The organism is Streptomyces sp. VRA16 Mangrove soil (genome assembly GCF_017377775.1).
In the GTDB taxonomy this organism is placed as follows: Bacteria; Actinomycetota; Actinomycetes; order Streptomycetales; family Streptomycetaceae; genus Streptomyces.
Window position 1 is genome coordinate 1 of the sequence record NZ_JAFVLN010000016.1, and the last position, 18,505, is coordinate 18,505.

Below are 18,505 nucleotides of genomic sequence, written 5' to 3' on the forward strand. Positions count from 1 at the left end.
GGTACCCCGGCCCCGCCCCTCTCCGTAGGACAGGACACGGACGTCACTCGGCGAACGTCGCGCCGAGCGCGTCGGCGAGACCCGGCACCAGGTCGGGACCGGTGAGGACCTCGGTCGGCGAGTCCTTCTCGCGCAGCCGGATCGCCGAGTCGCGGGTGCCGTCGCGCAGCACCGCGACGGTCATCCGGACCTCCTGGCGGTCCGGGTGCTCGGCGACCCACTTCGTGAGCTTCTTGCCGGTCAGGCCCTCGGGGACCGACGCCTCGGCGGACGGCGGCAGCATCAGGCGCTCCACCGTCAGGGCGCAGCCCGCGACGGCGTCGGGCCAGGCGATGGTGCCGAGGAACTCGTCCAGCGGCTTCGAGGCCGGGATCTCGTCCTGGAGGATCGGGGTGAAGCCGGACACCTCGCCCTCGGTGTCGAGGCCGAGCTGGGTGGCGAGAGCGGGTTCCTGCGCGCGCAGGGCGCCGGTGTCGACGAGGGCGAAGAGGCGGGCGGGCTGGTCCCAGCCCATGCCCGAGGCGTACTCGTCGATCTCGAGAACGGCGCGGGTCAGCGGGCTGGCAGCCATGGGGGTGTTGGACATGGTCACAATCCTGCCTCGTTCCTCCCCCGAACCGGGAACTGAGTAAAGCCTGAGTAAGTTGCATAGGTGAGAGGTCCGCGATCTCGGGGGCCTGACAGATCGATTACTGAACTTTCGAGGTGCGCACCTTGGCTTTCCAGATGCCGGACCGGGGCGGGGGCCCGACGGGGCCGCGGATCAGAGTGGGACGCCCCTCCCGGCGTGCCCGGACGCTGCTGTTGACGCTGGGCGTCCTGGCCGTGCTGGGCATGGCCTTCGTCATGTTCTCCGGGTTCTGGACGGACTGGCTCTGGTACCGGTCGGTCGACTACTCGTCCGTGTTCACGACGACCCTCTGGACGAAGATCGGGCTCTTCTTCGTCTTCGGCCTGCTCATGGCGCTCGCCGTGGGTGTGAACGTGTGGCTGGCGCACCGGCTGCGCCCGCCGCTGAGCGCCATGTCCCAGGAGCAGCAGAGCCTCGACCGCTACCGGATGGGCATCGCGCCCTTCAAGAAGTGGCTCCTGATCGGCATCACCGCGCTCGTCGGCCTGATCGCGGGCGCCTCGGCGGCGAGCCAGTGGCGCACGTGGCTGCTGTACGTGAACGGGGTGCCGTTCCACCAGAAGGACCCCCAGTTCCACCTGGACGTGTCCTTCTACGCCTTCGACCTGCCGTGGTACCGGTTCCTGCTCGGCTTCGGGTTCGCGGCCGCCGTCATCGGCCTGGTCGCCGCCGCACTGACGCACTACCTGTACGGCGGACTGCGCATCACCAGCCCGGGCGCGCGTGCCACGGCGGCCGCGACGGGGCATCTGTCCGTCCTCCTGGGTGTGTTCGTCGCGCTGAAGGCGGTCGCGTACTGGCTCGACCGGTACGGGCTCGCGGTGAAGTCGAGCGACTTCAAGGCGACGAACAACTGGACGGGCCTGAGGTACGTCGACGCGAACGCGTATCTGCCGGCGAAGACGATCCTGTTCTGCATCGCCGTCATCTGCGCCCTGCTGTTCTTCGCGACCCTGTGGCGGCGCACCTGGCAGCTGCCTGTCATCGGCTTCGGCCTGATGGTGCTCTCGGCGATCCTGATCGGCGGCCTGTACCCGGCCATCGTCCAGAAGTTCCAGGTGCAGCCGAACGAGCAGTCCAAGGAAGCGCCGTACATCCAGAAGAACATCGAGGCCACGCGCAAGGCGTACGGCATCGACAGGGCGACGGTCGACGACTACAGCGGCGAGGGCTCCGACAAGGAGACCAAGAAGCAGCGCTCGGAGGCCGACTCGGCGGCCAGCTACCGGCTGAACGACCCGAACATCGTCTCGCCGACCTTCCAGCAGCTCGAACAGCAGCGGAAGTACTACCAGTTCCCGACGACCCTGGACGTGGACCGCTACGACGGCCAGGACACCGTCGTGGGCCTGCGCGAGCTGAACCTGGGCAAGCTGGACAAGCGGAACTGGATCAACGACCACTTCGTCTACACGCACGGCTACGGAGCCGTGACGGCGAAGGGCACCTCCACCTCGCAGGGCGCCCCGCAGTTCACCGAGTCGGGCCTGCCGACCAGCGGTGACCTCGGGAACTACAACCAGCGCATCTACTACGGCGAGAAGACGACGCAGTACTCGATCGTCGGCGGGCCGCAGAAGGAGCTGGACTACGAGCAGGAAGACGGCACGCAGAAGACCACCAGCTACACGGGCAAGAGCGGCGTCAACCTCTCGAACCCGATCAACCGGGCCGCTTACGCGGTGGCGTTCAGCGAGCCGCAGATCCTCTACTCCGGCGCCATCGGCGAGGGGTCGCGGATCCTGTACAACCGCACGCCGAAGGAGCGCGTCGAGGCCGTCGCGCCGTGGCTGACCATCGACGGCGACGCCTACCCGACGGTCGTCGGCGGCAAGATCAAGTGGGTGGTCGACGCCTACACGACGTCGAACGGGTACCCGTACGCGTCGCGTACGACGCTCGGCGACACCACGGCCGACTCGCTCAACGAGGCGGACAGCCAGCGCTCCGTGGTGGCTCAGCAGAACCAGGTCAACTACATCCGCAACTCGGTGAAGGCGACCGTCGACGCGTACACGGGCGAGGTCAAGCTCTACGCGTGGGACGAGAGCGACCCGGTCCTGAAGACGTGGGAGAACGCGTTCCCCGGAACCGTCCAGCCCAAGAGCGCCATCCCGGCCGACCTGAAGGAGCACCTGCGCTACCCGCAGGACATGTTCAAGGTCCAGCGCGAGCTGCTGAGCCTGTACCACGTCCAGGACTCGGACCAGTTCTACAACGCGTCCGACGCCTGGCAGGTGCCGAACGACCCGACCAAGAAGGACAACAGCGCGGTCCCGCCGTACTACCTGTCCATGAAGATGCCGGGTCAGACCAGCCAGCAGTTCTCGCTGACGACGACGTTCACGCCGAGCGGCAGGCCCAACCTGCGCGCCTTCATGGCGGTGGACGCCGACGCGACCAGTAAGGACTACGGCGCCATAAAGCTCCTCAGAGTCACCGAGGACAAGGTCCAGGGACCCGAGCAGGTGCAGAACAAGCTCAACTCCTGGGATCCGGTGGCGAACTGGGTGCGCGACATGAAGGGCGCCGACTCGACGGTCCTGTACGGCAATCTGCTGACGGTCCCGCTCGACAAGGGGTTCCTCTACGTCGAGCCGATCTACGCACAGGGGCGCAATTCCGAGTACCCGCTGATGCGCAAGGTCGCGGTCTCGTACGGCGACAGAATGGGCTTCGCCGGCTCGCTCTCGGAGGCGTTGAACGATGCCTTCGAGGTGGACGGCGGTTCCACGACCGAGCCGACGCAGCCGGGAGGGGACACGACCACGCCGGCGAACTCCACGGTCAAGGAAGCCCTCGCGGACGCCGAGAAGGCGTTCGAGGCGGGCGAGAAGGCCATGAAGGACGGCGACTGGGCGGCCTACGGGAAGGCCCAGGACGACCTCCAGGAGGCTCTGCAGCGCGCCGAGAAGGCCCAGACGGCGGCCGACAAGGAGGCCAAGCAGAACGCCGACAAGAACGCCGACAAGAGCGGCGGATCGAGCGGCGACGGCAAGAGCGCGGACAAGAGCACCGACCAGAGCACCGACCAGAGCAGCGACAAGGAGGCGTCCGGCGGCTGACCGGGAGCAGCCCCGCGCCGTGATACGGTTTGAACACAACGGCGCGGGGTGGAGCAGCTCGGTAGCTCGCTGGGCTCATAACCCAGAGGTCGCAGGTTCAAATCCTGTCCCCGCTACTGATGATCGAAGGCTCGGAAGCTATGGCTTCCGGGCCTTCGGTGCGTCGGTGCCCCGGGTGTCATGAGCCGCTGGCATGTGCGAGTCACGTACCTGCCGCGTACCAGAGACGTATCAGCTGCGTCCTATGTGCGTGCGAAGAGTGCTCCGCCCGGGGAGAGTTGGGGAATCTGTGTTTCACTTATCTCTCTGTGGGCATGTCGACAAAACGCTGAAGTGACCTCACTGGCTGCGGTATACGAGGTGTACCCAGGTGGCAGGTGGTGCGACGATGGACGTTATGGGGGACAAGGCAACTCTGTTGGAGACAGGGCGGTTTGTGCAGCCGACAGATCGGGACGAACCGGGTGAGGCTGCCGAGGAAGCACGCCAGCGGCTGGCCGCGGAGGCCGGCGACGTCGAGGCGATGAGCGTCCTCGGCGCCATGCTGCTGCGCCGCGGTGATCTCGACGGGGCCGAGCCTCTGCTGCGTAACGCCACGAGCGCGGGCGACCGCGCCGCCGCCAACAATCTGGGTGTGCTGCTGCATCAGCGGGGCTACGCCGACGAAGCCGCGGGATGGTGGCGGGTCGCCGCCGTCGCCGGCTCCGCCGCCGCTGCCCACGCTCTGGGGCGCCACCACCGTGAGCGTGGTGACGAGCCCGCCGCCGAGTACTGGCTGCGGCAGTCCGCCGAGCAGGGCCACACCCTCGGGGCCTACGCCCTCGCCGACCTCCTGGAGCACCGCAGCGACGTCGGGGCCGAGCGCTGGATGCTGGTCGCCGCCGAGCGCGGGCACCGCGAGGCCGCGTACCGGCTCGCCCGCGCGCTCGACCGCAAGGGCGGCACCGACGTCCTCGTCACCAAGGACGTCAAGAACCCCGCCGAGGAGGCCGAGTCCTGGTACCGGCAGGCCGCCGCCCGCGGGCACCGCAGGGCCGCGCTGCACCTCGGCGCGATCCTGGAGAAGCGCGGCGACCTCAAGGAGGCCGGGCGCTGGTACCTGACGTCCGCCAAGGACGGCGAGCCGCGCGCCGCGTGCGCCCTCGCGTTCCTGCTGCGCGACGCCGGGGACGAGGAGAGCGCCGCCGTGTGGTGGCTGCGCGCCGCCCAGGACGGCGACGGGAACGCGGCGAACGCGCTGGGCGCGCTGCACGCCGGGCGCGGTGAGACCCAGACCGCGGAGCGCTGGTACCGGGCCGCGATGGACGCGGGCGACAACAACGGCGCGTACAACCTCGGTCTGCTGTGCGCCGAGCAGAAGCGCACCGCTCAGGCCGAGGGCTGGTACCGGCGTGCCGCGTACGCGGGGCACCGGGAAGCGGCCAACGCGCTCGCGGTGCTGCTGCTGCAGAACGGGGACGCGGTCGGGGCCGAGCCCTGGTTCTCCAAGGCGGCCGAGGCGGGCAGTGTCGACGCCGCCTTCAATCTCGGCATCCTCTACGCGGGTCGCGAGGAGGAGGACGCCGCGCTCCAGTGGTACGAGCGGGCCGCCGCAGGCGGGCACACCGAGGCCGCGCTGCAGGCCGGGATCGCGCGGCTGCGCGAGGGCGACGAGCCGACCGCCGAGCGGCATCTGCGGTGCGCCGCGGGTGGTGGCAGCGCGGAGGCCGCGTACCGGCTCGCCTCGCTGCTCGACGTACGGACGCCGCCTCCGCCCCGGCACGAGCTGGGGGAGCCGGTGACGGTGAAGTCCGAGTGCGAGGAGTGGTACGAGCGGGCTGCTGAGCACGGGCATCGGCGGGCGCAGGTGCGGGTGGGCATGCTCGCGTCGGCGCGGGGTGATGTGGTCGAGGCCGCTCGGTGGTACCGGGAGGCGGCCGAGGCCGGGTCGCGGAACGGGGCGTTCAATCTCGGGCTGCTGCTCGCCCGGGAGGGGAGCGAGCCGGAGGCGGCGCTGTGGTGGACGCGGGCGGCTGATGCGGGGCATGGGCGGGCCGCGCTTCGGCTCGCGCTGCTGTGTGCGCGGCGGGGGGATCTTGCCGAGGGGCAGAAGTGGGCGTCTCGGGCTGTGGAGCTCGGGCCGGCTGAGGTGGCTGAGCGGGCTGGGCGGTTGCGGGATGCGCTTCGGCAGGAGTTGTCGGCGTAGGGAGCGTAGGGGTGCTCTTTGTGGGGCCGTGCTGGGTTGTGGCTCTGGGTTGTGGCTCGGGGGCCGGGGCCGTGGGCGGGGGCCGGTTGCAGCGCCTGCCCGGCGCTGGGGTGCCGCCTTGCCCACCCTGCCGCCCTTGGCGGCAGATTGCCCAAGGCGGCCGGGCTGGGCGGCGGATTGTTCAAGGCGGGTGGGCGGGGGGGGGGAAGTGATTTGCGCTGGTGGGGGGCGTCGCGTAGTGTTGGGTTCACCGACGCGGGGTGGAGCAGCTCGGTAGCTCGCTGGGCTCATAACCCAGAGGTCGCAGGTTCAAATCCTGTCCCCGCTACTGAAGGCCAAGGGCCGGAATCGTGAGATTCCGGCCCTTGGTTTGTTTACGGTTTGTGGCCCACCGCTTCTTCGTAGAACTGTCGGTCCACCGTCCTGGACTCGGGGAGCGGGTCCCCCTTCGAGACGCCCGCCGCCTTGTACGCCTCCTGCAACCGGTCCGTCGTGCCGCCGCGGATCTCCCAGTCCATGCGGAGGGACGGCGTGGATTCGAGGATGGTCTTGTCCGTCTTCAGGACGGTCGCCAGTTCCGAGACGAAGCTCGGGTCCTTCTTGTAGTCGCCCGCGAAGTACGTGTTCACGGTGCGGATGTACGCGCGCAGCAGCGCCACGCCCGCGTCCTGGTCCTTGGAGAGCAGGTTCGGGCCGAAGAGCAGGCCGCCGAGGGGTTCGCCCTGGGGCTGACCGCCGAGGAACGCGTAGTGCTTGTCGCCGTCGACCTTGCGCCAGACCGGGTCGAGCAGCCAGGCCGAGTCGACGCCGCCGTTCTGCAGCGCGGTCAGCACGTCCGCCGAGCCGAGCTGTTGGAACTGGATCTTGTCGAGGCCGCCGCCGTGCTTCCTCAGGGCGGTGTTCATGGGGTACGAGATCACGGACCCCTTGCCGATCATCGTGCCCATCTTGCGGCCGGCCATCGAGACCTGGGCCGCGCTCTGGCCGTCCTTGAGGCGTACCCACAGGCCGGACTTGGACTTCGGGTCGGGGGAGAAGTTGCCGGCGACCCACTTGATGTCGAAGCCGCCGAGGATGCCGTTCATGACGGCCGCTTCGGGGGCGGCCCATTGCGCGTCGATGTCGCCCTTCGCGAGGAGGGGGAGCGCGTCGGGGGTCGGGAGGACCTTCAGCGTCACGTCCAGGCCCTCCTTCTTGAACTCGCCCTTCTTGACCGCCATTTCGAGCGGGGCCACGTACTCGGCGCTGAGGGTGCCCGTCGCAATCGTGATCTTGCGGGTCTTGGCGAGCTTGACGGGGGCCGGGGTGCCGGACGAGCAGCGGGCCGGGGTGCGGTCGGGGGACAGGTCGGACGGATCGGTCCAGCTGCCCTTGCCACAGCCGTCGACCGCCTTGATCGTGCGGGGTTCGGACGCCGTGTCCGAGGAACCGGTGTCGTTCTTGGCGCAGGCCGCGCCGGAGAGGAGGAGAGCGCCGGCCACGAGCAGGGTCGTACCCATGTGTCGTGTGCTGTGGCGTGTGCTGTGTCTGGTGGTGCGGTCCGTGGTGCGGTCCGTGGTGTGGTGGGTGCGCATGGGGCCTCCGTGCACGTACGTACGTAGGGAGCGGGGGAGGGGGTGCGTCAGGACTGGCCGCGGCCGCGGTCGCGCGGGGCCCACGGGGTGAGGAACCGGCCCGCCAGGCGCACTAGTTCGGAGAAGACGACGCCGAGGACGGCGACGCAGACGATGCCGACGAACATCACGTCGTTCTGGAAGAGGGCGCGGGCGTCGAAGATCAGGTGGCCGAGGCCGTCCGTCGCGGCGATCTGTTCCGAGGCGACGATGACGAGGACGGCCACGCCCGCCGCGATGCGGGCGCCGACCAGGACCGCGGGGAGCGAGGCCGGCAGCAGGACGTGGCGGAACATCTGCCAGGGGGACGCCCCGAAGACCTGGCCCGCGTCGCGGTGGCCCGAGGGGACCGAGACGACGGCCGCCATCGTCGAGATCCACACGAAGAAGAAGACGGTCGCGGCGACGAGCGCGATCTGGGGGCCCTCGCCCAGGCCGAACATGTTCAGGAAGACGGGGAGCAGGGCGAGTTTCGGTACGACGTAGAGGGCGTCGAGGAGCGGTTCCAGGGCGGCCCGGATCAGCCGGACCGAGCCCATGAGGAGACCCAGGGCGTAGCCGGTCACGGTACCGATCGCGTACCCGGCGAGGACGCGTTTGAGGGTGGCCCGCACGTCCGGCCACAGGTCGCCCGCCGTCGCCCGGTCCCAGCCGTCGGCGAGGATCGCGGAGGGGGCCGGGTAGACGCGGTCGTCGATCCAGGACCGGGACGCCGCCAGTTGCCACAGGAGGACCAGGAGCAGCGGGACCGCGATCGCGAGGGAGAGTTCCAGGGCGTGCCGCCTGCGGCGGGTGCGGGCGGGGTGGAGTTCCTGGGGGCCGGGGGAGCGGACGAGTACGGACTCGTCCTTCTCGGGCTCATCGGGTTTCCCGGGCTTCTCGGGAGCGGTCGTCGTCATGCCGGGATCGCCTCCTGGTGCACCTCGCCGCGCAGCAGGTCCCACAACTCGCCCTTGAGTTCCGTGAATTCGGGGGTGGAGCGGATGTCGCCGGTGCGGGGGCGGGAGAAGGGCGGGCGGCGTTCGGCGATGATCCGGCCCGGGCGGGCCGACATCACCAGGACGCGGTCGCCGAGCACGATCGCCTCTTCCAGGCTGTGGGTGATGAAGAGGGTGGTCGTACGGGTGGACTGGGTGAGGGCGAGGAGTTCGTCCTGGAGGATCGTGCGGAGCTGGGCGTCGAGGGCGGCGAACGGCTCGTCCATCAGGAGGATCTCGGGTTCCACGGCCAGTGCCCGGGCGATCGCGACGCGCTGGCGCATGCCGCCGGAGAGGGTGGCCGGGTAGGCGTCGGCGAAGTCGGCCAGGCCCATGCGGGTCAGCCACTCCTTGGCGCGGGCGTTCGCCTCGCGGCGCGGGGTCTTCTGGATGTCGAGGCCGAAGCGGACGTTGGCCAGGACCGTTTTCCAGTCGTAGATGCCGTAGTCCTGGAAGATCATCGCGGCGGGGCGGGGGCTGTTGGTGCGGATCTCCAGGGTGCCGGTGGAGGGGCGGGTCAGGCCTGCGGCTATGCGGAGCAGGGTGGATTTGCCGCAGCCCGACGGGCCTACTGCGCAGACGAATTCGCCGGGGGCGACGGTGAGGTTCACGGGGCCCAGGGCGTGGGTGGTGTTGAAGGTGCGGGTGAGGTTTGTGGCGCGGAGTTTGGGTTGCACGGGGCCCTCCGGGGTGCGGCTGGGATGTGGTGGGCGCCCGCGAGAATATGACGGGTCGTCAGATTGTGGAAGGGGTGGGGGTGGTGTGCCGGGCTGGGGTTGGGCTGGGTTGTGACCTCTGGGCTCTGGGCTCTGGGTCGTGGCTCTGGGCTGTGGCTCGGGGGTCGGGCTGTGGCTCTGGGTTGTGCTTGCCGGGTGGGGCCGTGGGCGGGGGCCTGCGGGGGCGCCTGCCCGGCGCTGGGGTGCCGCCTTGCCCACCCTGCCGCCCTTGGCGGCAGATTGCCCAAGGCGGGGTGGGCCGACCGGTGGCGGATCGCCCAGGGCGGGTGGGGGCGGGTGGTGACGGATTGCCCAAGGTGGGTGGGGGTGGGCGGTGACGGATTGTCCGGGGAGGCGGCCGGGGCGGGTCGGGCCGCGGGGTGGAGGCACGGGGGTGCGGTTTGGGTGCGGGGGAAATGGCGCAGGGCCCGCGCCTTTCGGGGCGGGCCCTGTGGGGGTAGTACGGGGTTATGCCGTGGTGGCGCAGCTGGGGCAGAGGCCGCGGTAGGTGACCTCCACGTCGGAGATCGTGAAGCCGAAGCGCTCCGAGTCGGGGAGGGCGGACAGTGGATTGTCCGTCGGGTGCACGTCGCGGATCTGGCCGCACCGGGCGCAGACCAGGTGCTGGTGCGGGCGGTGCGCGTTCGGGTCGTAGCGCTTGGCGCGCTTGTCCGTGGCGACCTCGATGACCTCGCCGAGGGACACCATCTCGCCGAGCGTGTTGTAGACGGTGGCCCGGGAGATCTCGGGGAGCTTCGCCACTGCGCGCGCGTGCACCTCGTCGGCGGTCAAATGAACGTGGTCCCCGTCGAGGACCTCGGCCACGACACGGCGCTGCGCGGTCATCCGCCAGCCGCGTCCGCGCAGTCGTTCCAACAGGTCACTCATAAAGACCAGCCTAACAGCCAGGGGACCAGGTCCCGATCGGGTGTGACTTTGGAGCCTTACTTGACTTAGACATTGTCCATTGTAGGATCACAATCGGCTCAGGCCAAGCGACAGGACGACTCCGGAAGGGCCCCCAATGTCCGAGAATCACGAAGCAATCGTCACTGACCCGAAGACGGAGGGGGAGGGTGGTTGCCCGGTCGCGCACGGACGTGCGGCGCACCCGACCCAGGGCGGGGGCAACCGCCAGTGGTGGCCCGAGCGGCTGAACCTGAAGATCCTCGCGAAGAACCCCGCGGTGGCGAACCCGATGGGTGAGGACTTCGACTACCGCGAGGCGTTCAACTCGCTGGACCTCGCCGCCGTCAAGCAGGACATCGCCGAGGTGCTCACCACCTCGCAGGACTGGTGGCCGGCCGACTTCGGCAACTATGGCCCGCTGATGATCCGTATGGCCTGGCACTCCGCCGGCACGTACCGGATCTCCGACGGCCGCGGTGGCGCCGGTGCCGGTCAGCAGCGCTTCGCGCCACTCAACAGCTGGCCGGACAACGCCTCGCTCGACAAGGCCCGCCGTCTGCTGTGGCCGGTCAAGAAGAAGTACGGCAAGAACATCTCGTGGGCCGACCTCATGATCCTCACGGGCAACGTCGCGCTGGAGACCATGGGCTTCGAGACCTTCGGCTTCGCCGGCGGCCGCGAGGACGTCTGGGAGGCCGAGGAGGACGTCTACTGGGGCCCCGAGACCGAGTGGCTCGGCGACGGCCGCTACACGGGCGACCGCGAGCTGGAGAACCCGCTCGGTGCCGTCCAGATGGGCCTCATCTACGTCAACCCGGAGGGCCCCAACGGCAACCCGGACCCGATCGCCGCGGCCCGCGACATCCGTGAGACGTTCCGCCGCATGGCGATGAACGACGAGGAGACCGTCGCCCTCATCGCCGGTGGCCACACCTTCGGCAAGACGCACGGCGCGGGCCCGGCGGACAACGTCGCGGCCGACCCCGAGGCCGCCCCCATGGAGCAGCTGGGCCTCGGCTGGAAGTCCAGCCACGGCACCGGCGTCGGCAAGGACGCGATCACGTCCGGCCTCGAGGTCACCTGGACCTCCACCCCGACCCGGTGGAGCAACGGCTTCTTCAAGAACCTCTTCGAGTACGAGTACGAGCTCACGAAGTCCCCGGCGGGCGCCCACCAGTGGATCGCCAAGGATGCCGAGGAGACCATCCCGGACGCCTTCGACTCCTCGAAGAAGCACAAGCCGACGATGCTCACCACCGACCTGTCGCTCCGCTTCGACCCGGTCTACGAGCAGATCTCGCGCCGCTTCTACGAGAACCCGCAGGAGTTCGCGGAGGCCTTCTCCCGCGCCTGGTTCAAGCTGACGCACCGCGACATGGGCCCGGCCGTGCGCTACCTCGGCCCGGAGGTCCCCAGCGAGCAGCTGCTGTGGCAGGACCCGCTGCCCGCCGCCACCGGTGAGACCGTCGACGCCGCGGACATCGCCTCCCTCAAGGAGCAGATCCTCGGCACCGACCTGACCATCGCGCAGCTGGTCTCCGCCGCCTGGGCCGCCGCCTCCTCCTTCCGGGGCAGCGACAAGCGCGGTGGCGCCAACGGCGGCCGCATCCGCCTGGAGCCGCAGCGCGGCTGGGAGGTCAACAACCCGGACGAGCTCGCCCAGGTGCTGCGCACCCTGGAGGGCATCCAGGAGTCCTTCAACGCCCAGGGCGCCAAGAAGGTCTCCCTCGCCGACCTGGTCGTCCTCGCGGGCACCGCGGCCGTCGAGCAGGCGGCCAAGGACGGCGGCGTAGCGGTCGAGGTCCCGTTCTCCGCGGGCCGCGTCGACGCCTCGCAGGAGCAGACGGACGTCGAGTCGTTCGCCGCGCTGGAGCCGGCCGCCGACGGCTTCCGCAACTACGTGGGCAAGGGCAACCGCCTGCCGGCCGAGTACCTGCTGCTCGACAAGGCCAACCTGCTGACCCTGAGCGCGCCCGAGCTGACCGTCCTCGTCGGCGGCCTGCGCGTCCTCGGTGCCAATGCGGGCGGCTCGAAGCACGGTGTCCTCACCGACCGTCCGGGCACGCTGACGAACGACTTCTTCGTCAACCTGCTCGACATGGACACCACGTGGAAGTCCACGTCGTCCGCCCAGGACGAGTTCGAGGGCCGCGACGCCTCCGGCGCCGTGAAGTGGACCGGCACCCGTGCCGACCTGGTCTTCGGCTCGAACTCCGAGCTCCGCGCGCTCGCCGAGGTGTACGCGAGCGACGACGCCAAGGAGAAGTTCGTCAAGGACTTCGCCGCGGCGTGGAGCAAGGTCATGGACCTCGACCGGTTCGACCTGCGCTGAACCCGTCCCGTACCGGTGACTTCGGTTCGCGCCCGGAGGCCGTGATCATGGCCCTTCGCGGCTAGTTGACCCTGGCGCCTGCCGAGAGCAGGAGGGCCGGTTCCCCTCGGGGAGCCGGCCCTCTTTGTCGCACGTGTTGTACCCGTTGTACCCGTTGTGCTTGTTGCACTTGTCGTACTCAGGCCGTCGTACCTAGACCGTGAGGGCCGCGGCCTGCCGCCGGGCCGGGGCCCAGCAGCGGATGATGTCGCGCACGGAGACGATGCCGATGGCCTCGATGCCGTCGAGCACGATCAGATGGCGGAAGCCGCCGTGCGTCATCGCGTCGGCCGCGTCCTCCAGCGTCCAGGACGGCGCGGCGAAGACGACGTCCGTGGTGGTGTGGGAGGCCGCGGCCTCCAGGTCGGGGTTCTGGCCGAGGCCGAGCGAGTTGAGGATGTCGCGCTCGGTGAGAATGCCGATGCCGCAGCCGTCGGGATCGAGGACCACGGCGGCGCCGACCCGCCGGCTGGACATCAGCCGGGCCGCCTGGCGCAGGGTGTGGGAGGGGCCGATGGTGAGGACCATCGTGCTCATGGCGTCACGGACGAGCATGGATGGAGCCACCTTCCTGTGTGGGCACCTGTTGAACCGCTCAACAAGAAGCGATTCACAAGTTCACAAGTGGGGGGACTCTCAGGGTTACAGGTAAAGGGAGTGTCAACAAGGGGGCGCGTGAAGCGAGTTCAGGGGCGCTTGCCGATCGCATGAACTCCGGCGAGCGCCCCGGCCGGCCCGCTCAGCGCGCGGTGAGGTGGCTCAGCATCTCGTCGTGGAGCAGACCGTTCGACGCCGCCGCGTTGCCGCTGTGCGGGCCCGGACGGCCGTCGAGGCCGGTGAAGGTACCGCCCGCCTCGGTCACCACGATCGCGTTCGCCGCCATGTCCCACAGGGAGAGCTCGGGCTCCGCGCAGATGTCGATCGAACCCTCGGCCACCATCATGTACGGCCAGAAATCGCCGTAGCCGCGCGTGCGCCAGACGGAACGGGTCAGGTCCAGGAACCCGCTCAGCCGGCCCTGCTCCTCCCAGCCGCTCAGCGACGAGTACGCGAAGGAGGCGTCGGACATCCGGCCCACCTTCGAGACGTGCAGCCGGGTCGCGGAGGTCAGGCTGCGGCCCGTGTACGCGCCCGCGCCCTTCGCCGCCCACCAGCGGCGGCCGAGCGCGGGGGCGGAGACGACACCGACGACCGGCTGGTAGCCGCCCTCGCCCGCTTCCATCAGGGAGATCAGCGTCGCCCAGACGGGGACGCCACGTACGTAGTTCTTCGTGCCGTCGATCGGGTCGATCACCCAGCGGCGCGGGCCCGTGCCCTCGAGGCCGTACTCCTCGCCGAGGATCGCGTCGCGCGGCCGCGCCCGGTGGAGGTTGCCACGGATCAGTTCCTCGGCGGCCTTGTCGGCCTCGCTCACCGGCGTCATGTCCGGCTTCGTCTCGACCTTCAGGTCGAGGGCCTTGAAGCGGTCCATGGTCGCGGCGTCGGCAGCGTCGGCGAGGACGTGGGCGAGGCGCAGATCATCGTGGTAATCGGGCATGCCTGCACAGTATCGATCGTGATCGGTCCACGGCCACAGGGCCCGTGGCCGTAACCCCCACGGTGGGGGCGTGCGGGCTATTGACAGTGCGGACAAGCCCGTCAACTCTGGCGAAACAAGCCGTACGGACATACGGCGGCCCGGGGAGGCGACGATGCCTGCAGCGCGGGAATCCCTTTTGGACGCGGCGTACACGGCGCTGGCGCGACGGCCGTGGGGCGGGGTCCGGATGGTCGACGTGGCGGCCGTGGCCGGGGTGTCACGGCAGACGCTCTACAACGAGTTCGGGAGCAAGGAAGGGCTGGCGCGGGCGCTGGTGCGGCGGGAGGCGGACGCGTATCTCGCCGGGGTCGACCGGGCGCTCAAGGAGGGCGGGCTCGATGTGGTCGCCGAATGGACGGTGAGCTGCGCCCGGCGCAATCCGCTGGTGCGGGCGGCGCTGACCGGGTGCTGGAACGAGCGGCTGCCGTCGCCGACGTTGTCCGCGGTGCCGTCGTCCTCCGCCGTGCCGGCACAGCGGCGGGCCGACGGGCCGTTGCCGGGGCCGGGGGATTTCGTCTCGGCGGTACGGGACCGGGCGCTCGGGGCGCTGGGGGTGGCGGGGGCGGCCAAGGTGGAGGCCGAGGCGTTGGCGCGGGACTGTGAGGTGGCGGTGCGGCTCGCTTTGTCGTGTGTGATGGCGCCGGCCGGGGATGGAGGGGTCGGGCGGCTGGTGCGGGAGGCGCTGGGGCGGTCGCGCGCGTAGTTGTTACGGGCCGGGCTGTGGCTCTGGGCTGTGCTTGCCGGGTGGGGCCGTGGGCGGGGGCCGGTTGCAGCGCCTGCCCGGCGCCGGGGTGCCGCCTTGCCCACCCTGCCGCCCCAGGCGGCAGACTGCCCAAGGCGGGTGGGGGTGACCGGCGGCAGATTGCCCAAGGCGGGTGGGGGTGGCCGGTGGCGGATCGCCCGAGGCGGGTGGGGCGGGGGTGGGGTGGTTAGTGGCTGGAGCCCGATAGTTGGAGGCCGATCACGCCTGCGATGACCAGGCTGATCGAGACGATCTTCAGGGTCGAGACGACGTCGCCGAGGAAGATCATGCCGTAGATCGCCGTGCCCGCCGCGCCGATGCCCGTCCAGACCGCGTACGCCGGGCCCACGTCGAGCTTCTTCAGGGACAGGGTCAGCAGCCCGAAACTGCCGAGCGCGAAACAGGCGAACGCGATCGTCGGCCACAGACGCGTGAAGCCGTGCGAGAGCTTCAGGCAGACCGCGAATCCGGTCTCCAGCAGCCCCGCGACGACGACCAGCAACCACGCCATCTGTAGCGCCTCCCGATCCCGACCGATCCCGATCTTGCGTCCGGCTTGGTGCGATTATGCCTTTACCTGGGCGCAGCGGCAGCAAACAACTGGGAGGTCAGTCGCCCTCGCGGCGCTCGCGTGTCGCCAGGAGACGGCGCAGCGAGTACAGCCGGGCCGGGTCCGCGTGGCCCTCCTCCACCCAGGCGTCCAGGGCGCAGTCCGGCTCGTCGTGGCTGCACGCGCGCGGGCAGTTCTCCGTACCGGGCTCCAGGTCGGGGAAGGCGTGGATGACGCGCGACGGGTCGACGTGGTGCAGGCCGAACGAGCGAACGCCCGGGGTGTCGATCACCCAGCCCGCGTCGCCCGACAAGGGCAGGGCCAGGGCCGACGTCGTGGTGTGGCGGCCGCGGCCCGTGACCGCGTTGACATGGCCCGTCGAGCGGCGCCTGTCGTCCGGGACCAGGGCGTTCACCAGCGTCGTCTTGCCGACGCCGGAATGGCCGACGAACGCCGTGATCTTGCCGTCCAGCTGCTCGCGGACGCGGGCGACGGCCGTGCCGTCCTCCAGCTCCTCTCGGCTGGTGACGACGTACGGGATGTCCAGGTCGCCGTAGAGATCGAGGAGCTTGGAGGGCTTCGCCAGGTCCGACTTGGTGAGGACGAGGAGGGGGGAGAGGCCACCGTCGTACGCCGCCACCAGGCAGCGGTCGATCATGCGCGGGCGCGGCTCGGGGTCGGCGAGCGCGGTGACGATGGCCAGCTGGTCCGCGTTGGCGACGACCACACGCTCGAACGGGTCGTCGTCGTCCGCGGTGCGGCGCAGCACCGAGGAACGCTCCTGGATCCGGACGATACGGGCGAGGGTGTCCTTCTTGCCGGACAGGTCGCCGACGACCGAGACCTGGTCGCCGACGACAGCCGCCTTGCGGCCCAGCTCGCGGGCCTTCATCGCCGTCACGGGGATGTCGTCGATGAGAACGGTGAGCCGCCCCCGGTCGACGGTGAGGACCATCCCGTCCGCCGCGTCCTCGTGCTTGGGGCGGATGTTCGTCCGCGGCCGGTTCCCCTTGCGGTTGGGGCGCTGGCGGATGTCGTCCTCGTCGGTGTTCTTGCCGTAGCGGCGCATCGCGGTACCTGTTCCCTACGGCCTGTCCGCCCCGAGCATCCCTGTCCACATGTCGGGGAAGTCCGGCAGGGTCTTGGCCGTCGTCGCGACGTTCTCGATCTGGACGCCGTCGACCGCGAGGCCGATGATCGCGCCCGCCGTCGCCATGCGGTGGTCGTCGTACGTGTGGAAGATCCCGCCGTGCATCCGGCGCGGGCGGATGTGCAGACCGTCGGCGGTCTCCGTCACGTCACCGCCCAGCTCGTTGATCTCCTTGGTGAGCGCGGCGAGGCGGTCCGTCTCGTGCAGGCGCAGGTGGGCGACGCCGCGGAGGGTGGACGGGCCGTCCGCGAGGGCGGCCACGGCGGCGATGCCGGGGGTCAGCTCGCCGACCTCGCTCAGATCCACGTCGATGCCGTGGATCGAGCCGGAACCGGTGAACTCGAGCCCCTTGGCGGTGAGCTCGCAGCCGCCGCCCATCTGCGTGAAGATGTCGCGCAGCGCGTCGCCGGGCTGCGTGGTGTGGGCCGGCCAGTCGGGGATGACGACCTTGCCGCCGGTGATCAGCGCCGCGGCCAGGAACGGCTGGGCGTTGGAGAGGTCCGGCTCGATGGTGATGTCCCGGCCGAGCAGGGCGCCCGGGGTCACCCGCCAGACGTTCGGCTCGCCGCCCGACTCCGGGGTGTCGACCTGGGCGCCGACCGCGCGCAGCATGTCGACCGTCATCCGGATGTGCGGCATGGAGGGGAGGGAGGAACCGGTGTGGCGGACCTCGACGCCCTGGTTGAAGCGCGGGCCCGACAGCAGCAGGGCGCTCACGAACTGGGAGGACGACGAGGCGTCGATCTCGACCCGGCCGCCGTCCAGCGCGCCGCCGCCGTGCACGGTCAGCGGGAGGGCGCCGCGGCCCTCGTCGTCGATGCGGGCCCCGAGCACGCGCAGCGCGTCGATCACGCCGTGCAGCGGACGCTCGTACGAACGGGGGTCGCCGTCGAACCGGATCGGGCCGTCGGCGAGCGCCGCGACCGGCGGCAGGAAGCGCATGACCGTGCCCGCGTTGCCGACATCGACCGTGGCCGGGCCCTGAAGCCCGGACGGGATGACGCGCCAGGCCTCACCGGAACCGTCGGGGCCAACGCCCTCCTCGATGCCGACGCCCATGGCGCGCAGCGCGCCCGCCATCAGCAGGGAGTCACGGGAGCGCAGCGGGCGGCGCAGCCAGCCGGGCTCGGCGGCCAGCGCGGCCAGCACCAGTGCCCGGTTGGTGACGGATTTGGACCCCGGCACCTGGACGGTCGCGTCGACGGCTCCGCTCGCGAGAGGGGCGGGCCACAGGGCGGTGTGCGCGGGGTTCGAGGTCATGCCCTTACTTTAGTGGGCCCATGCGGAGCCACCTGTTCACAGGCCCAGCAGCCAGCGGCCGCCGCCGAGCAGTGAGCACAGTGAGACGGCGTGGAAGAAGAACAGCCACATGCCGGCCGGGACGTGCGTGAGACGGGAGAGCTGGTCCGCGTCCGAGTCCCCGGCCCCTCCCCGGCGCCGCTTGCTCTGCAGCTCGAAGGCGGGACGGACCCCGCCCAGCAGCAGGAACCAGACCACCGCGTACGCGAACGCCGCCTGCACCTGCGGGCCCGCCAGCCAGGAGACCAGCACGAACGCGCCACCGGCCACGACGACCGTCAGCACCCCGTACGCGTTCCTGATCATCACCAGCATCGCCACCAGCAGCGCCGTGGCCAGCCAGAGCAGCAGCGTGATGTGGCCCTCCGCGAGGAGCGCGGCGCCGCCGAGGCCGAGCAGCGGCGGGGCCGTGTACCCGGCGGCCGCCGTCAGGATCATGCCGAGGCCGTGCGGCTTGCCGCGGCTGACGGTCAGGCCGCTGGTGTCCGAGTGCAGCCGGATCCCGTCGAGCCGGCGGCCCATCAGCAGCGCGATCAGGCCGTGGCCGCCCTCGTGGGCGATGGTGATGGCGTTGCGCGAGAGCCGCCAGACGTTGTGCGGGACGATCGCGGCGAGCGCGACCACGCCGGTGGCGATCACGACCCACTGGTCGGGGTCGGACTGGGTCCCGAAGATCCGGTCCCAGAGGCTGGCGTCCATGTCTTTCCGGGCTCCCGTT

The 18,505-nt window shown here is 70.4% G+C and carries 15 protein-coding genes and 2 tRNA genes; 6 read left to right on the top strand and 11 right to left on the bottom strand.

Annotated elements, in window-relative coordinates:
- Nucleotides 1–43: 43 nt before the first annotated feature.
- On the bottom strand, nucleotides 44–586 hold the full coding sequence (locus J3486_RS33100) for a PPA1309 family protein (protein ID WP_207827147.1): 543 nt from the start codon (nucleotides 584–586) through the stop codon (nucleotides 44–46).
- A gap of 140 nt (nucleotides 587–726) precedes the next feature.
- Here J3486_RS33100 and J3486_RS33105 point away from each other — a divergent pair, with 140 nt between their 5' ends.
- From J3486_RS33105 to J3486_RS33120, 4 genes are all read left to right on the top strand, one after another.
- Entirely contained in the window at nucleotides 727–3,696 is a 2,970-nt protein-coding gene (locus J3486_RS33105; protein WP_229379031.1) for a UPF0182 family protein, read from the top strand.
- 42 nt (nucleotides 3,697–3,738) lie between these two features.
- Nucleotides 3,739–3,812 (top strand) — tRNA-Met (locus J3486_RS33110).
- Nucleotides 3,813–4,084: 272 nt separating this feature from the next.
- Nucleotides 4,085–5,881, top strand: coding sequence for a tetratricopeptide repeat protein (locus J3486_RS33115; RefSeq protein WP_207827149.1), 1,797 nt, complete (start codon nucleotides 4,085–4,087; stop codon nucleotides 5,879–5,881).
- Between the two features lie 254 nt (nucleotides 5,882–6,135).
- Nucleotides 6,136–6,209, top strand: a tRNA-Met gene (locus tag J3486_RS33120).
- A 46-nt stretch (nucleotides 6,210–6,255) separates the two neighbouring features.
- Here the strand turns inward: J3486_RS33120 and J3486_RS33125 are convergent.
- From J3486_RS33125 to J3486_RS33140, 4 genes are all read right to left on the bottom strand, one after another.
- Entirely contained in the window at nucleotides 6,256–7,380 is a 1,125-nt protein-coding gene (locus tag J3486_RS33125) for an ABC transporter substrate-binding protein (RefSeq protein ID WP_207827576.1), read from the bottom strand.
- Between the two features lie 122 nt (nucleotides 7,381–7,502).
- Entirely contained in the window at nucleotides 7,503–8,393 is an 891-nt protein-coding gene (locus J3486_RS33130) for an ABC transporter permease (protein ID WP_207827151.1), read from the bottom strand.
- Complete coding sequence (locus J3486_RS33135) at nucleotides 8,390–9,148, bottom strand: ABC transporter ATP-binding protein (RefSeq protein WP_207827153.1); 759 nt, start codon at nucleotides 9,146–9,148, stop codon at nucleotides 8,390–8,392. The genes J3486_RS33130 and J3486_RS33135 overlap by 4 nt, the downstream gene beginning before the upstream one ends.
- 507 nt (nucleotides 9,149–9,655) lie before the next feature.
- Entirely contained in the window at nucleotides 9,656–10,075 is a 420-nt protein-coding gene (locus tag J3486_RS33140) for a Fur family transcriptional regulator (RefSeq protein WP_207827155.1), read from the bottom strand.
- Between the two features lie 136 nt (nucleotides 10,076–10,211).
- Here J3486_RS33140 and katG point away from each other — a divergent pair, with 136 nt between their 5' ends.
- Nucleotides 10,212–12,428 (top strand): catalase/peroxidase HPI, encoded by a 2,217-nt coding sequence (katG, locus tag J3486_RS33145; RefSeq protein ID WP_207827157.1) that lies wholly within the window; start codon nucleotides 10,212–10,214, stop codon nucleotides 12,426–12,428.
- A gap of 192 nt (nucleotides 12,429–12,620) precedes the next feature.
- Here the strand turns inward: katG and J3486_RS33150 are convergent, their stop codons facing one another.
- Both J3486_RS33150 and hisN read right to left on the bottom strand, forming a co-directional pair.
- Entirely contained in the window at nucleotides 12,621–13,022 is a 402-nt protein-coding gene (locus tag J3486_RS33150) for a cyclic nucleotide-binding/CBS domain-containing protein (protein ID WP_207827166.1), read from the bottom strand.
- Nucleotides 13,023–13,206: 184 nt separating this feature from the next.
- Complete coding sequence (gene hisN / locus J3486_RS33155) at nucleotides 13,207–14,004, bottom strand: histidinol-phosphatase (RefSeq protein WP_207827168.1); 798 nt, start codon at nucleotides 14,002–14,004, stop codon at nucleotides 13,207–13,209.
- 154 nt (nucleotides 14,005–14,158) lie between these two features.
- Here hisN and J3486_RS33160 point away from each other — a divergent pair, with 154 nt between their 5' ends.
- Nucleotides 14,159–14,749, top strand: coding sequence for a TetR/AcrR family transcriptional regulator (locus J3486_RS33160; protein WP_207827169.1), 591 nt, complete (start codon nucleotides 14,159–14,161; stop codon nucleotides 14,747–14,749).
- A gap of 226 nt (nucleotides 14,750–14,975) precedes the next feature.
- Here the strand turns inward: J3486_RS33160 and J3486_RS33165 are convergent, their stop codons facing one another.
- From J3486_RS33165 to J3486_RS33180, 4 genes are all read right to left on the bottom strand, one after another.
- Nucleotides 14,976–15,299, bottom strand: coding sequence for a multidrug efflux SMR transporter (locus tag J3486_RS33165; RefSeq protein WP_207827190.1), 324 nt, complete (start codon nucleotides 15,297–15,299; stop codon nucleotides 14,976–14,978).
- 97 nt (nucleotides 15,300–15,396) lie between these two features.
- Nucleotides 15,397–16,407, bottom strand: a complete 1,011-nt coding sequence (gene rsgA, locus J3486_RS33170; protein WP_207827192.1) for a ribosome small subunit-dependent GTPase A — start codon at nucleotides 16,405–16,407, stop codon at nucleotides 15,397–15,399.
- Nucleotides 16,408–16,422: 15 nt separating this feature from the next.
- Entirely contained in the window at nucleotides 16,423–17,748 is a 1,326-nt protein-coding gene (gene aroA / locus J3486_RS33175) for a 3-phosphoshikimate 1-carboxyvinyltransferase (RefSeq protein ID WP_207827194.1), read from the bottom strand.
- Nucleotides 17,749–17,784: 36 nt separating this feature from the next.
- Nucleotides 17,785–18,486 (bottom strand): M50 family metallopeptidase, encoded by a 702-nt coding sequence (locus J3486_RS33180; protein WP_207827197.1) that lies wholly within the window; start codon nucleotides 18,484–18,486, stop codon nucleotides 17,785–17,787.
- Between the last annotated feature and the right edge of the window lie 19 nt (nucleotides 18,487–18,505).